The sequence below is a fragment of the Bacillus thuringiensis genome, assembly GCF_001595725.1.
Lineage (GTDB): Bacteria > Bacillota > Bacilli > Bacillales > Bacillaceae_G > Bacillus_A > Bacillus_A thuringiensis_K.
This window is the reverse complement of the sequence record NZ_CP014282.1, coordinates 4252760-4267288: the sequence shown is the minus strand read 5'-3', so window position 1 is coordinate 4267288 and position 14529 is coordinate 4252760. Positions and strand designations below refer to the sequence as shown.

Here is a 14529-nt window from a genome sequence, read left to right as displayed (position 1 = left end):
ATGAACTTAAAAGAAATCTTAAAAGCATCTCAAGCACGAAATAAAGCTCGATTAGCAGAATTACAAGGGAAAGTAGAGAAGGGTGAAGTTCGTTCGGAAGAATTAGCAGCAGTTAAGGCTGAAGTGGAAGCATTAACAGAAGAAGCGAAAACTCTTGCTGATGAATTAGCAAAATTAGAAGCAGACGAAAAGGAAGAAGATCCAGACAAAAAGAAAGATGACGATCCAGATAAAAAAGAAGATCCAGAAGTAAAAGAATATCCAAATCAATCAAAAGAAATTCCAAAAGAAGAACGTTCTGAAATCATGGCAGCTATTGCAACAGGTCTTTCTACTAAAGGTCATAAATCTACTAAAAATAAAGAAAAGGAAACTCGTTCAGCTTTTGCTAATTATATTGTGGGTAATATTGATGAAAGAGAAGCTCGTGCATTAGGATTAGTTACTGGCAATGGTTCTGTTACGATTCCAGATTTCTTAAGTAAAGAAATTATTACGTATGCTCAAGAAGAAAACTTCTTACGTCGATTAGGTACAGGAGTAAAAACAAAAGAAAATATTAAGTATCCTGTTCTAGTTAAGAAGGCAGAAGCTCAAGGTCATAAAAACGAGCGAACAAATAATGAAATTCCAGAAACAGATATCGAATTCGATGAAATTGAATTATCACCAACAGAATTTGATGCGCTTGCTACAGTAACGAAAAAGCTATTGGCACGTACAGGTTTACCAATTGAACAAATTGTTATGGATGAGTTGAAAAAAGCTTATGTTCGTAAAGAAACTCAGTATATGGTTAATGGTGATGAAGCTAATAACATAAATGACGGTGCATTAGCAAAGAAAGCTGTTGAATTTAAAACTGATGAAAAGAATCTTTATGATGCATTAGTAAAAATGAAAAATACACCTGTTAAAGAAGTACGTAAAAAAGCACGATGGGTGTTAAATACAGCAGCACTAACAAAAATTGAAACTATGAAAACAGATGACGGTTTCCCATTACTTCGCCCGTTTAATCAAGCGGAAGGTGGAATTGGTTATACGTTATTAGGTTTCCCAGTTGAGGAAGAAGATGCAATTGACATTCCTGATTCACCAGATACACCAGTATTCTATTTTGGTGACTTCTCTAAATTCTATATTCAAGATGTCATTGGATCATTAGAAGTCCAAAAATTAGTTGAGTTATTCTCACGTACAAACCGTGTAGGTTTCCGTATCTGGAACTTACTAGATGCACAATTAATTCATTCACCATTTGAAGTGCCAGTTTATAAGTATGTTTTAAAAGAAACAACAGGAGCTTAATATGGATGAATTAATTGAGAAATTAAAATCTCATATTCATTGGGAAGAGGGTATGGATGAATCTATGCTCTCTTTTTATATCACTCAAGCAAAGACTTATGTAAAGAATGCGACAGGCAAACAGACCGAGTATTTAATTATTATGGTCGCCGGTATTTACTATGATTACAGGGTTGCTGAAAAAGAATTAGAACAAGCTCTTGATGCTTTAACGCCGATGTTTGTCCAGGAGGTTTATGCCGATGAAGAGAAAGACGAATAAACTCAAATGGATGGGTGAGCTACTTAAATTAGGAGAAACCATTGATCCGGAAAATGACCGTGTTGTGATGGGATATCCGTTAGAACGTAACATTCGTTATAACAACATTGGAGTTACGGCCACTGATAAATTTACAACGAAAGATACGAATGAAATTGTAAAGAAAATTGAGGTTCGTATTGATCGTGATATTGAAAACAACCAAAAGGATTATCGTGTAAAAGTTGGTGGCCGTATCTATGATATTGAGCGTATTTATGTACGTGAAGAAGACCGATTGATGGAGGTGTCATTATCCTATGCAAATTAGCTTTCAAGAGTTACGAGACATCATGAAGAAATCTGGTATACCAGTTTATCGTGATAGTGCACCTACAACAGCAAATTATCCTTACATTGTGTATGAATTTGTGAATGAGCAACAGAAAAGAGCTTCTAATAAGGTTATAAAGGATATGCCACTTTATCAAATTGCAGTTATTACAAACGGAACTGAAAAAGATTACGCTCCGTTAAAGGTTGTTTTTAACGAAGCAGGCGTGTCTTATTCTCAATTTGATGGAATGGGTTATGACGAGAACGACGACACTATCACGCAGTTTATAACGTATGTGAGGTGTATCCAGTAATGGCTTCAAATAACAATGGTTTTGCTGAAGCTTTAGAAGATATTAATACGCTATTACGGGTGAATAAAAAAGTAAGTTTGGATGTGTTAGATGAAGCAGCAAAGTATTTTGCTAGTAAATTAAAGCCAAAAATCAAAGCATCCAGTAAAAACAAGCGGACACATTTAAGAGATAGCCTAAAGGTTGTTGTAAAAGATGATCGTGTATCTGTGGAATTTAAAGATGAAGCTTGGTATTGGTATTTAGTTGAACATGGCCATAAAAAAGCAAATGGTAAGGGTCGGGTGAAAGGAAAACACTTTGTCCAGAATACCTTTGATGCAGAAGGTGACAAAATTGCTGATATTATGGCACAAAAAATAATTGATAGAATGTGAGGATGATATACATGACAATTGAAAATAAAGAAATTCAATATTCCGTAGGGATTGAAGATTTATATCTGTGCTTGATGAAGGGAAATGAAACTTCTAGTGCACTACCAACTTATGAGGATATCGTTTATAGACAAACCAATATTTCTGATTTAACGATTTCCACTACATCTACTAATTTTACAAAGTGGGCATCTAACAAAAAAATTATTAACATTGTCAAAAATACAGCGTTTGGATTAGCTTTTAATCTTGCTGGTCTAAATCGTGAAGTAAAAGATAAAATCTTTGCTAAAACACGTAAAAAAGGCGTGTCTTTTGAAACAGCGAAGGCGAAGGAATATCCAAAGTTTGCAGTAGGTGTTGTATTCCCATTAAATGATGGAACAAAAATATTACGTTGGTACCCAAAATGTACAGTTGCTCCAGTAGAAGAATCTTGGAAAACACAAGGTGATGAAATGACTGTGGATGACATTGCTTACACAATTACAGCAGATCCATTGTTATTTAATGATGTAACACAAGCTGAATTAGATACTGGTGATCCAGAGGCAAAAGGAATTAAAGCTGAAGATTTCTTAAAACAAGTCATTTGTGATGAATCTCAATTAACACAACTTGGTGGAACATCGACACCAGGGAAATAAGGAGTGATAGTATGGCACGTTTAAGTGATTTAGTTAACGTTAATATAACTAGAAATAGCATTAAGATACAGGGTGTTTCAATCCCTGTTGTTTTTACTTTTGAATCTTTTCCTTATGTGGAAGAGGCGTATGGAACACCCTATCATGAATTTGAAAAAGAAATGAATGATATGTTAGGAAAAGGTCAATTTAGCCTGGGAGAAAATGAAGCGAAATTGATGCGTGCATTAATTTATGCGATGGTACGTAGTGGTGGTACAGAATGTACATTAGCTGAATTGAAAGGTGCCATTCCTATGAATGATTTACCCGATATCTTCATCGTTGTATACGAAATTTTCAGTGGCCAAACTTTCCAAACTTCTGATATGGAGAAGCTGAAGCAAGAAAAAAAGTAAAAAACATACTGACAAAAAACGAGGAATCTCAGTCCGAATTGGACTGGGATTTTTATTTTTATGTCGGTAATACGTTGCTTGGTTTAAGTATGGATGACTTTTGGAAAATCACACCGGCACATTTTCTAAAACAATTCATCATGCACCTCAGATATAACAATCCGGATGCATTACATGAGCAGAAACCGAAACAAATTTACACGCTAGATCAAACACCATTCCTATAAGAAATGAGGTGAGAAAATGCCTGGGAATAGTAAAGAAAGAAACGTTGTTCTTAATTTTAAAATGGATGGCCAAGTTCAGTATGCAAATACATTGAAACAAATCAATATGGTTATGAATAATGCAGCGAAAGAATATAAAAATCATATTGCAGCAATGGGCCAAGATGCGACGATGACTGATAAACTTCTTGCTGAAAAGAAGAAGCTTGAGATTCAAATGGAAGCAGCCAAGAAACGTACGGCTATGTTACGTGCTGAATATCAAGCTATGTCCAAGGACACAAGTACAACCGCCGAACAACTCAATAAAATGTACGGGAAGTTGCTTGATGCAGAACGTGCTGAAACTTCTCTTGATAATGCAATGAAAAGAGTGAATGAAGGTCTTTCCGAGCAAGCAATTGAAGCCAGGGAAGCACGCGGAACTTTACTGGATTTACAAGAGAATTCTAAGAAGCTTGAAGCAGAACAAAAAAAATTAACAAGCTCATTCAAACTTCAAAATGCTGAACTAGGAGCAAATGCTAGTGAAGCGGATAAGTTGGAATTAGCGCAGAAACAACTACGTCAGCAAATGGAAATGACTGATAGGGTCGTCCACAACTTAGAACAACAATTAAGTGCCGCAAAGCGTGTGTATGGTGAGAATTCTACTGAAGTGCAGCAACTTGAGGCTAAATTAAACCAAGCAAAAACTACATTAAAGCAATTCGAAAACTCTTTACAGAGTGTTGGGCGAAGTGGTTCACAAGCTGCGGATGGTATGGCGGAAATAAATAAGAAACTTGATATGAATAATTTAATGGAAGCCGCTGAAGTCCTACAAGGAATATCCGAAAAGTTAATTGAAATGGGAAAGTCGATTGTAAATACAGCAATAGAGTTTGATGGATCGCAGAGGAAAATTCAGGCGTCATTAGGATTGACTGGTAAAGGTGCCGAAAATCTTCAAAAGATTGCTGTAGATACATGGAAAAAGGGGTTTGGTGAAAATCTTGAGGAAGTTGATCATGCGTTAATAAAAGTCTTTCAAAATATGCGTGATGTCCCGTATGAGGAATTGCAAATGGCATCGGAGGATGTTTTAACATTAGCGAAAATTTATGATGTGGACTTAAATGAAGCGACTCGAGGTGCAGGACAGTTGATGAGTCAATTTGGTTTATCAACACAAGAAACATTTGATTTACTTGCAGCTGGCGCTCAAGAAGGATTGAACTATTCAGATGAACTTTTTGACAACCTTTCTGAATATGTACCGTTATTTAAGCAAGCAGGATTTACCGCTGAAGAGATGTTTACAATCTTAGCAAACGGGACGCGTGACGGCGCTTATAATTTGGATTATATCAATGACACAGTTGCTGAATTTGGAAAGAAAGTACAAGACGGTTCAAAAGGAACTGCAGATGCTTTTGCTGGGCTTTCTGAGAAAACACAAGGGGTTTGGAAATCATTTAATGATGGTAAAGCAACAGCTGCCGATGTGTTTAAAGCTGTAATAGGCGATTTAGGAAGCATGGATGACAAAGTAAAACAGAATCAAATAGGAGTTGGTTTATTTGCTACTCGTTGGGAAGACATGGGTGCTAAAGCTGTATTAGGACTAAATGAAACAGCTGGTGGGCTTGGTGATGTAACTGGACGTATGGATGAAATGAAGAAACTTCAGGAAGAATCTTTGGGGCAGCAATTTCAAAAAGCATTAAGAGAAACACAGGCTGCGTTAGAACCACTTGGAAAGAAATTTGCAGAATTAGCTAAAGATATTTTACCTCCAATTGTTGATGGAGTTAAAGCTGTAATGGATTGGTTTAGTAAATTGTCCGAAGCCGATCAAACGCTTTTAATCGTGATGGGTGCATTGAGTACGGCGTTTATTATTTTAACTCCAATTGTAGCAGCTCTAGCTATTTCATTTGGTGCGTTGAATCTGGCGTTTTTACCTGTGATAGCTACCATTGCAGCAGTTTCCTTAGTGATAACTGGTATTATCATGTTAATAAAAAACTGGGGTGCCATAACGGATTGGCTTTCTGAAAAGTGGTCTGAATTTAAAGATTGGTTTGGTGAATTGTGGGATAGCATAGTTCAAACTTGTGAAGATGCTTGGTCATCCACAGTTGATTACTTTTCTGGAGCCTGGTCAGATTTTTTAAATATGGCAAATGAGTTCTTTGAACCTATCGGTCAATTTTTTGCTGATCTATGGACTGGAATTTCTGATACGGCATCGGAAATTTGGACAGGTATTACTGATTATTTTTCAGAATCGTGGTCTTCATTCATTGAATTAGCAGATAGTATATTGTCGCCTTTAGGTGAATTTTTCAGTGGATTGTGGACGGGTATTGTTGAAACGGCAACTTCTATTTGGGATCAATTAAAGACAGCTTGGCAAGAAACATGGGATACAATACTCACAGTTTTAGATCCGATTATTTCAGCGGTTTCAACAGTTTTAGAAGCAGGTTGGCTACTCATTCAAGCAGGGGTACAAATTGCATGGGCTGCAATATCTCAATATATTATACAGCCGATCCAGGAAGCGTATGATTGGATAAGTGCACAAATTGGCGAATTAGTCACATGGCTTAGTACGCAGTGGGAACTTATAAAGGCTGCTGCACAAGTTGCTTGGGGCTTATTTAAACAATATATTACTCAATCTGTTCAAGAAGCATGGGATTGGGTTAAAGAACAGATCGGTGCGCTTGTTTCTTGGTTAAATTCACAGTGGGAGACAGTAAAATCATATACTTCCGCAGCGTGGAATCTAGTAAAACAATATGTCATTCAGCCTGTTCAGGAATTGTGGAATGCAACGAAAGAAAAATTGAATGATTTAGCGAATTGGATACTAGGTAATTGGGCCAAAATCCAATCTTATACACTTACGGCATGGAATCTAGTTTATAAATATATTATTGATCCAGTTATTTCAGCTTATAATTCTGCAAAAGAGAAGTTCAATGATATGTACAATACGGCAAGGGAAAAATTTGATTCTGTAAAGAATGCAGCGCAAGAAAAATTTGATGCAGCAAAGAGATTTATCGTTGATCCGATAAAAGATGCGGTAGATAAAGTAAAGGGATTCATTGATAAAATCAAAGGGTTTTTCAGTGATTTGAAATTAAAGATTCCGAAACCAGAAATGCCTAAAATGCCACACTTCAGTCTGCAGACTAGTACGAAAAATATTTTGGGTAAAGACATTACTTTCCCATCTGGGATCGATGTCCAATGGCGTGCAAAAGGCGGTATCTTTACTAGACCTACCATTTTCGGTATGAGTAATGGTCAGTTGCAAGGTGCAGGAGAAGCGGGGCGAGAAGCAGTTTTACCGTTGAATAAAAAGACATTAGGTGAGATTGGTGAAGGGATTGCAGCAACGATGTCTACTGAACCAACTGTAATTAATATTTATAATCCTTCAGTGAGGGATGATCGTGATATCGACCGCATGGTCGGAAAAATAGATGATGCACTTGCTCAAAAAGGGCGTAATTCAAAAATAGGAATAGGGAGGACTTAAATTGCTAGACATAGGTATCGATAATCAGTTGGCAAGTGACTACGGAATATGTATAGTAGGACGCCCTGTTATTCCTACAGCAGAACAAGAAGTAGAACATATTGAAGTGTCTGGTAGACATGGTTCACTTACAAAAAAAGGAGCGTTTAAAGACGTTCCTTTAAAAATAAAGTTCAATATGCTTGAAGAAGAGAATATTAAGCCGTTAGTGCGACGTATGAAGGCGTGGTTGATGAATGGAAAAACATTATATTTTACTGATGATGATGTGTATCGAAAAATTAAACATGTTGTAGTAGGTGATATTGTAAATGAAATTGAAGAACACGGTGAATTTGAAGTGGATTTTAAGCTAGATCCCTTTGAATATACAGAGGATGTAAATCTAAAGCTCACCAAACCTGGTGTAATTTATAATCCAGGTACAATTGAATCTGATCCTAAGTTTTGGATTGTGGGAAATGGTACTTTCCGTATAACAATCAATGACTTCTCTTTTCAAATAAAAGATGTGAATGGTTCTGTTGTCATAGACTCAGAAATACTTGAAGCATATACCGATACCATATCAATGAATAATAAAATGGTTGGGCAGTTCCCTATATTCAACGTAGGAGAAAATACAATAGAGTGGTCAGGAGCAATTCAATTTATGGAAATTCGACCTAGGTGGAGATATAAATGATTACTTTATATAAACCAAATGAGACTGACTTTACACACAATGGTATAGGGGCTTTAGATAAAAATATTTATAACGCAACTGTTGAGGAAGAACTCAATGGTTTATTTTTATTTTCATTTAGTTATCCATTGTTTGCACCACGTGGTCTGGAAATAGAGGGAATGAGCATTATTAAAGTTCCAACTCCTGATGGTGAACAACTATTTCGAGTGGCAGCTCCTAAAGTCAGTATGGGTGAGATTACAGCGCAATGTTATCACATTTTTTATGACTTAACAGAAAATCTAATTGAAGACATTTTTGCTGAAACAACAAATGGTAATGGAGCTATGAATCGTATGTCAGCAGGATGCCAATACAAGCATCCTTTTCAGTTTTATTCAGATGTACCAAAGATAGCCAGTGCACGTATTGTCCGTAAAAATCCTGTGGAAGCATTATTGGATTCTAGTCAAGATAATTCATTTGTTAATCGTTGGGGCGGCGAATTAAAACGAGATAATTTTGATGTGAAGATGCTACTAAATCGCGGTATGGATCGTGGAGTAGTGATTCGCCATAAGAAAGATTTATTAGGATATGAAGGTAATGTGGATTGGAAAAGTCCCATAACTAGAATCATGCCACAAGGTTTTGATGGGTTATTTCTTCCTGAAAAGTATGTGGATAGCCCACTTATAAATAAGTATCCTCATCCTAAAATTAAAGTGGTTGAATTTAAACATATTAAAGCAGCTATTGGTGAAAATGCTGACGATGAAGATGCAGTTCCGTTAGAAGAAGCATATAGGTTATTACGCCAGGCAGCGAAGGATATGTTTGCTATTCAAAAGGTTGATCAGCCTAAAGCAAATTATAACGTTAAGTTTCAGGAGTTATCACAAACGGAAGAGTATAAGGATTATAAGCATTTACAAAGTGTTTATATGGCAGATACTGTTACGGTTGAACATCAAGAAGATGGCATTGATATAAAAGCAAAGGTAATTGCTTATAAGTATGATCCAATAAAAAAAGAGTACCTGGATATAACCATTGGTAACTTCAAAGAATCCTTTACGGACGTTTCTGGTAGGGTTGATCTGGTACAAGAAGAGTTATCCAATATGCCAGGCTCTATTTTGGATGCAGCAAAAGCAAATGCTACAAGCCTTATTAATTCAGGATTCGGAGGACATGTCCGTATTTATCCAGATCGTATTTTAATTATGGACACGAAAGATGAAAAGAGTGCTAAAAAGGTTTGGTAATGGAACTTGAATGGATTAGGGTATTCTTCCACAGGTGTGAATGGACCATATGGAACTGCCATTACAAGTGATGGAAGAATTGTTGCTGATTTTATTACTGCAGGTACGTTGAGTGGAAATCTTGTGCAAGGTGGAGAAATAACAGGTGCAACATTACGAACTTCAGATAGTGTGAACTATGTAAATATCTCAAAGCAATTTATACGCTTGTATGAGTCATCTAGAACAAGGGTGTTTGTAGGGTATTACAAAAATAGTAGAAATGAAATACAACCTACTCTTATTTTAGGTGGAGATTCAGATTCCACAGGGGCAAATGGAGCTATTATGGTATACCAATTCTCAGATACAAGTGTTAAGTCTGGTGGAATTGGAATTACAAAGGGACTCGATGGCAATGGATACTTGAATGCAGCTTCTTTATACTTTTCGCAAACAGGGAATGCAATGCTTGATGCTGACAAAATGATTGTCCTAAATGCTCAAACTGATATGAGGTTTAAAGTCAAAGATCAGTTCCGCTTTTATCGTAATGACAATTGGATTGCGAGTATTGGAGTGTCATCTGGAGGAGATACAGATATCATACTTCCAAATGCGATGATACGAAATTCGAGTTACGAAAATGGTTATATTCAAATAAAGACAGCTCTTGGATCATATTATCAAGGAGTAATTGCTTCAGACTTCAAAGTTTCTTCAAAAGAAACGTATAAAACCAATATTCGTCCTATTACATCCAGCTTACTTGAAAAGGTAATGGAATGGGAAATTAAACAGTACAATTTGAAAACCGATATTCCAAAACTGTATGAGATGCGTATGAATCGTAAAGAAGGAGAGCCAACGATTACTACAGATGCAATTCCTACACATTATGGTTTAGTTATTCCAAAAGAAGCAGAAGAAAATGGTGTAGGCCTATACGGGATGCTTTCACAATTGACAAGCGCATTTCAAGAGCATGTGATAAAAACGGATGCTAGATTGGAAGAATTAGAGCCATTAAAACCTAAAGGAAACATAAAGCATAGGAACAGAGTAAAACGTCAGAGAAAACCGCCCAGACACGTAAAAAGGAGTAGCTAGAAAGAGGTGTAGTCATGCGAAATGAGGAAATTATGATAGATTTAGCAGATCCTGTGTTTACAAAAACAATTCGTTCTCGGCAGAATGACAAGAATGGATTGAAGCTTACAGTGCACGTAAGGGAAAAAGGGGAGAAGGTGGATTTAACAGGATATGTGGTTAAATATGAAGCTACAAATCACACAGGAGCATTCATTCGAGATGATGCTCAAATAGTTGATGCAAAGAATGGTGTGTTTTCATATTCGTTTACATCTCAAGCTGTTTCTACATCGGATGATTGGACAGCTTATTTTGTGATGGAAAAAAATACAGAACGAATGAGTACACCAGACATTCGAATTGCATTAAGACGTGATGTGAAAGAAGGAAATATTAAAATAGAAAATTACATTTCTGATTTTGAGATTCTTAAGAAAACGATAGATGCTTTACAACAAGCCGTTGATAAAATGGACGTCGTAAAGCGGTCAGGCGGGATGATGACAGGATATCTAACAATGAGACCGACACTCGGTTCGAATATCGGATTTGGATTCAGTAGTGAGGACAAGGTATTAGATACCGGTCTTGTGGGAGTCTCGAATGGTCAATTATATTTAAAAGACTGGAAAAATAATAAAGTATTGTTTGAAAAATCGCCTACTGGGACATTCAATATTTTTGCTGATAATCTTCTAAAAAAAGCTGGCGACATTATAAATGGATTACTTGAATTTAAGAGCGATAATGCAATTGTTTTGGGAAGTCGTTCTTTCAAGTCAGTTATTCATAAAGGGGCGCAAGGAGAGCTGATTTTTGCGCCTTCCACAAAAGAACAAGGGGATACTTGGGATTGGTCTAAAAGAGTGGAATTTCGAACTGATGGGACAATTAGACAAGCAAATGATACAGGTTGGATTAATCTTCCTACAACTGGGGTAGAGAATATTCCTGATAGAATTTTGAAGTACAAGAGAAGTGGGGAACAAATATCTGTCATTGGATCAGTTAAATATCTAGCAAATACAACAGTATTTGCAACCCTTCCGGCTGGATTTCGCCCTGTACAAAATATTGCTTTCCCAGCACTTGCATATGGCAATGGACCAACAGCTTGTGAAGTTACAGTTAAAAGTGATGGTGGAATTTTCTTGAATGGTGTTCAAAATGGAAATGTCATTCATATTGCGATGAGCTTTTTAATTTAGATATTACAGATTAAGCGTGCATAAGCAGGCTTTTTTATTTTGCTAAAAAGGAGATGAGGACAGTGGAGGAACAGATTTTCAATTCAATGATTCAACAAGGAGCATTCGCAGCGTTATTTGTGTGGATGCTTTTTACTACGCAAAAAAAGAATGAACAGCGTGAAGAACAGTACCAAAAAGTAATCGAAAAAAACCAAGCAGTCATCGAAGAACAAGCAAAAGCATTTGGTTCACTTGCAAAGGATGTATCAGACATTAAACAAAAAATTATGGGGAATGGTGACGACAAATGAAAAAATCTATTAAATTATTAGCCTCAATTTCTACGGCAGTTATCATTACATTTACTTCAACAGGTAGTGTCTTTGCTGATCGGGAAATGATTATTCCAGGATTACCTAAAGTCGAATATCGCAATGGATATGGAGCATATGAAGGTGTAGTAGCACATTCTACAGCGACTCCTGAAGCGCCTGCTATTAATATCCGAAACTATGAAGCAAGGACATGGCGTTCTGCATTTGTACATTATGCAACAGATTGGGATGAAACAATTCAAATTGCTTCTACTAAGTATCAAGCATGGGGAGCGGGCCCAGCGGCCAATAAACGATTTGTTCATGTAGAGCTCTCTGAAACTAGTGACCCTATTAAATTTAAAAAATCCTATGAGAGATATGTGAAGCTACTAGCTAAGATTTTACGTGATAGAAACATTAATCCATCCATTGGATTGTGGACGCATAAAGATATTACGTATAAGCTTGGTGGCACAGATCACGAAGATCCGATTGACTATCTTCGCAGTCATGGTGTATCGGAATCAAAATTCCGTGCCGATGTATTAAAAGCATATAATGGAGATTCTATCTCAGTTGAAACGAAACCACAGCAACCAAATGAAGTACCTGGTGTTATTAATGAAGTGGGAGTAGCGTATATTGATGGTTACAATATAAACCTTCGTTCTGGTCCATCCACAACAAATAGTGTTATTCGTAAATTACAAAAAGGTGAATCATATAAAGTCTGGGGTAAAGTAGGAAACTGGTTGAATCTTGGGGGAAATCAGTGGGTTTATAATGATTCATCATACATTCGCTATAAAGAAGAATCGTCATCTGTGGAAGGAAAACGTGTAGTTTCTAAAGTGAATGACTTACGATTCTATTCAAAACCTTCCTGGTTAGATAGAGATGCTGCAGGAACTGTTGATGAAGGATTAGGATTTACAATCATTGATAAAGTATCTGTGGATGGTTCACCACAATATAAAGTAAAGAATAGTAGAGGTAGCGTATTCTATATTACAGCTAGTTCTTATTATGTAGAAATTAAATAGTAAACATAAAAAGTGCCGGCTCTTAATTGAGTCGGCTTTTTTTATTTTATTGTGTATTAAACTTTAGTATTCATAAGTAATGCTTTTAATTCTTCTGTAGATAATTTACTTTCTAATTCTAAGTGATCTATGTTAAACCACAATGTTGAAGCGATTCTCCAATCAGCAAACGGTGAGAATTTCCCGTTGTGTTGAAGTTCTCCATTCGCTACCTCGTATGATACACTTATTGCATCATATGTTTGGGACATTTTTTCGAAGTCAATTTTATAAACGCCTATAGCAAGTTCTTTTCCATAGAGATTTGTAGGAGCTTTAACAAAGGTAGAAATTAAATAAGACGGAAGAATTTTTAACGCATCTTCTACAGTGTTTAAAGTTAAAACATTTGCTTTAGGATTTACATTGAAAACAAACCCCAAAGGATCAGTGTGTTCAAAAAGAACATTACCAGATGTTAACCAAGTGGAACCATACTCTTCATTGTAATCTGCAGTCCAAATTCCACCTTCAGGACGATTTAACCAATTACTTATAGATTGGAATTTTGATTTGTTAAAAGGAGTGTTTTTGATGAAAAGTTGTTTGTTCATTGAAGTTCCCCCTATAATAAATTTATAAGTCCGATATTCTTCTAACATGTTTTTCTTTCTTCTTAAAATTCCTCTTATATTGTTTGAAGTCTTGTTTATCGACTCTGAACTTCTCTCCAGTAGCAACGTTTTTAACCAGGTAGGTCGTGCGTTTGAATTCCCTAATGTAATAGATAATTAATCCAACTAAAAGGGATATACACATTGTTGCTGGGATAGCGATAATACAAAGAACGATAATAAGAGCGGAAATTTTATCTGACTCATAAACTCTTTTTAATACTATACGTTTCCCATTTGCAGCTTGAGCTTGCTCTAATTGTTGCATACGTTGTAGCGATGCAATCGTGTCATAACTCATGGAAAAACCTCCTTAAAATAATACCTAAATCATACCAATTTCATGCAACAACTGTAAATATTACATCCCCATAAATTTAGAGCGTACCTTTAGAGATTTTTTGCGCGTTCGAGTAGATTTTCAATCTGCGCATGCTTCTCTTTTAATTCTTCTAAAGATTTTTTTGTTAAAGCAGTATTTTGAACAAAATAGTTTTTGTGTGAATGACACTCGAGAATAAGATTTGAAACCTCTAAGTGGTTTTCATGTTGAAATAATAAACTAGCAACTTCTTTCTGCTTCTTATACATATCTCTAATCAATTTGTCCTTTTCAAATGCTATTGGATTGGTAATCATATAAGTCCTCCTTTCAAAATTTTTATTGTACGTGGTTTAGATGGATCGCGTTGGATATATCCCTTTTCTTCCAAGTGCATTAAGTGCATATGTACTGTAGAACTAGAGGCGAGTCCGGTTGCTTGGCAAATTTCTCTAACAGTGGGAGGATATCCGTTTTCTATTACTTTTTCTTGGATGAAAGTTAAAATTTCAGCTTGTCTACTTGTTAATGGTTTCATGGTGTATACCTCACTTTATGCATGGAATATCTAACCATATGATACCAAGACATTGAGAATAAATCAAACAC

Annotated in this window: 16 protein-coding genes and 2 pseudogenes; 14 read left to right on the top strand and 4 right to left on the bottom strand. The window is 36.1% G+C overall.

Going from position 1 to position 14529, the window contains the following annotated elements; translation table 11 throughout:
* The 14 genes and pseudogenes from AXW78_RS21350 (at position 1) to AXW78_RS21290 (ending at position 12945) form a co-directional block, all read left to right on the top strand.
* A complete protein-coding gene (locus tag AXW78_RS21350) occupies positions 1–1311 on the top strand; it encodes a phage major capsid protein (protein ID WP_061884614.1) in 1311 nt (436 codons plus the stop codon).
* A 1-nt stretch (position 1312) separates the two neighbouring features.
* On the top strand, positions 1313–1573 hold the full coding sequence (locus AXW78_RS21345) for a head-tail connector protein (protein ID WP_061884613.1): 261 nt from the start codon (positions 1313–1315) through the stop codon (positions 1571–1573).
* Positions 1554–1883, top strand: a complete 330-nt coding sequence (locus AXW78_RS21340) for a phage head completion protein (protein ID WP_000824247.1) — start codon at positions 1554–1556, stop codon at positions 1881–1883. Before AXW78_RS21345 ends, AXW78_RS21340 begins: the two co-directional genes overlap by 20 nt.
* Positions 1873–2202: a hypothetical protein gene (locus tag AXW78_RS21335; RefSeq protein ID WP_061884612.1), complete on the top strand. Its 330-nt coding sequence runs from the start codon at positions 1873–1875 to the stop codon at positions 2200–2202. The genes AXW78_RS21340 and AXW78_RS21335 overlap by 11 nt, the downstream gene beginning before the upstream one ends.
* Positions 2202–2579, top strand: a complete 378-nt coding sequence (locus tag AXW78_RS21330; protein ID WP_006929817.1) for an HK97-gp10 family putative phage morphogenesis protein — start codon at positions 2202–2204, stop codon at positions 2577–2579. The genes AXW78_RS21335 and AXW78_RS21330 overlap by 1 nt, the downstream gene beginning before the upstream one ends.
* A gap of 11 nt (positions 2580–2590) precedes the next feature.
* Entirely contained in the window at positions 2591–3226 is a 636-nt protein-coding gene (locus AXW78_RS21325) for a major tail protein (RefSeq protein ID WP_061884611.1), read from the top strand.
* A gap of 11 nt (positions 3227–3237) precedes the next feature.
* Positions 3238–3624, top strand: coding sequence for a hypothetical protein (locus AXW78_RS21320; RefSeq protein ID WP_061884610.1), 387 nt, complete (start codon positions 3238–3240; stop codon positions 3622–3624).
* 38 nt (positions 3625–3662) lie between these two features.
* The gene (locus tag AXW78_RS32755) at positions 3663–3851 is read left to right on the top strand and encodes a hypothetical protein (protein WP_006927278.1); all 189 of its coding nucleotides are present in this window, start codon (positions 3663–3665) and stop codon (positions 3849–3851) included.
* 16 nt (positions 3852–3867) lie between these two features.
* Positions 3868–7389, top strand: coding sequence for a phage tail tape measure protein (locus AXW78_RS21315; RefSeq protein ID WP_061884609.1), 3522 nt, complete (start codon positions 3868–3870; stop codon positions 7387–7389).
* 1 nt (position 7390) lies between these two features.
* Positions 7391–8074: a phage tail domain-containing protein gene (locus tag AXW78_RS21310; protein WP_061884608.1), complete on the top strand. Its 684-nt coding sequence runs from the start codon at positions 7391–7393 to the stop codon at positions 8072–8074.
* Positions 8071–10413: pseudogene (locus AXW78_RS33945) on the top strand (phage tail spike protein). Before AXW78_RS21310 ends, AXW78_RS33945 begins: the two are co-directional and overlap by 4 nt.
* Positions 10414–10427: 14 nt before the next feature.
* Positions 10428–11603 carry a BppU family phage baseplate upper protein gene (locus tag AXW78_RS21300; RefSeq protein WP_061884607.1) on the top strand — a complete coding sequence of 392 codons (1176 nt, stop codon included), beginning with the start codon at positions 10428–10430 and terminating at the stop codon, positions 11601–11603.
* 62 nt (positions 11604–11665) lie between these two features.
* Entirely contained in the window at positions 11666–11896 is a 231-nt protein-coding gene (locus tag AXW78_RS21295; RefSeq protein ID WP_000392439.1) for a BhlA/UviB family holin-like peptide, read from the top strand.
* On the top strand, positions 11893–12945 hold the full coding sequence (locus AXW78_RS21290; RefSeq protein WP_061884606.1) for an N-acetylmuramoyl-L-alanine amidase: 1053 nt from the start codon (positions 11893–11895) through the stop codon (positions 12943–12945). Before AXW78_RS21295 ends, AXW78_RS21290 begins: the two co-directional genes overlap by 4 nt.
* A 56-nt stretch (positions 12946–13001) precedes the next feature.
* On the opposite strand, the gene AXW78_RS21285 is transcribed toward AXW78_RS21290, so the two are convergent.
* The 4 genes and pseudogenes from AXW78_RS21285 to AXW78_RS21270 all read right to left on the bottom strand — a co-directional run.
* A complete protein-coding gene (locus AXW78_RS21285) occupies positions 13002–13538 on the bottom strand; it encodes a hypothetical protein (RefSeq protein ID WP_061884605.1) in 537 nt (178 codons plus the stop codon).
* Positions 13539–13560: 22 nt separating this feature from the next.
* The gene (locus AXW78_RS21280; protein WP_061884604.1) at positions 13561–13899 is read right to left on the bottom strand and encodes a hypothetical protein; all 339 of its coding nucleotides are present in this window, start codon (positions 13897–13899) and stop codon (positions 13561–13563) included.
* An 89-nt stretch (positions 13900–13988) separates the two neighbouring features.
* Positions 13989–14237 carry a hypothetical protein gene (locus AXW78_RS21275; RefSeq protein ID WP_061884603.1) on the bottom strand — a complete coding sequence of 83 codons (249 nt, stop codon included), beginning with the start codon at positions 14235–14237 and terminating at the stop codon, positions 13989–13991.
* 14 nt (positions 14238–14251) lie between these two features.
* Positions 14252–14458: pseudogene (locus AXW78_RS21270) on the bottom strand (helix-turn-helix domain-containing protein); the annotation flags it as partial.
* Positions 14459–14529: the final 71 nt, after the last annotated feature.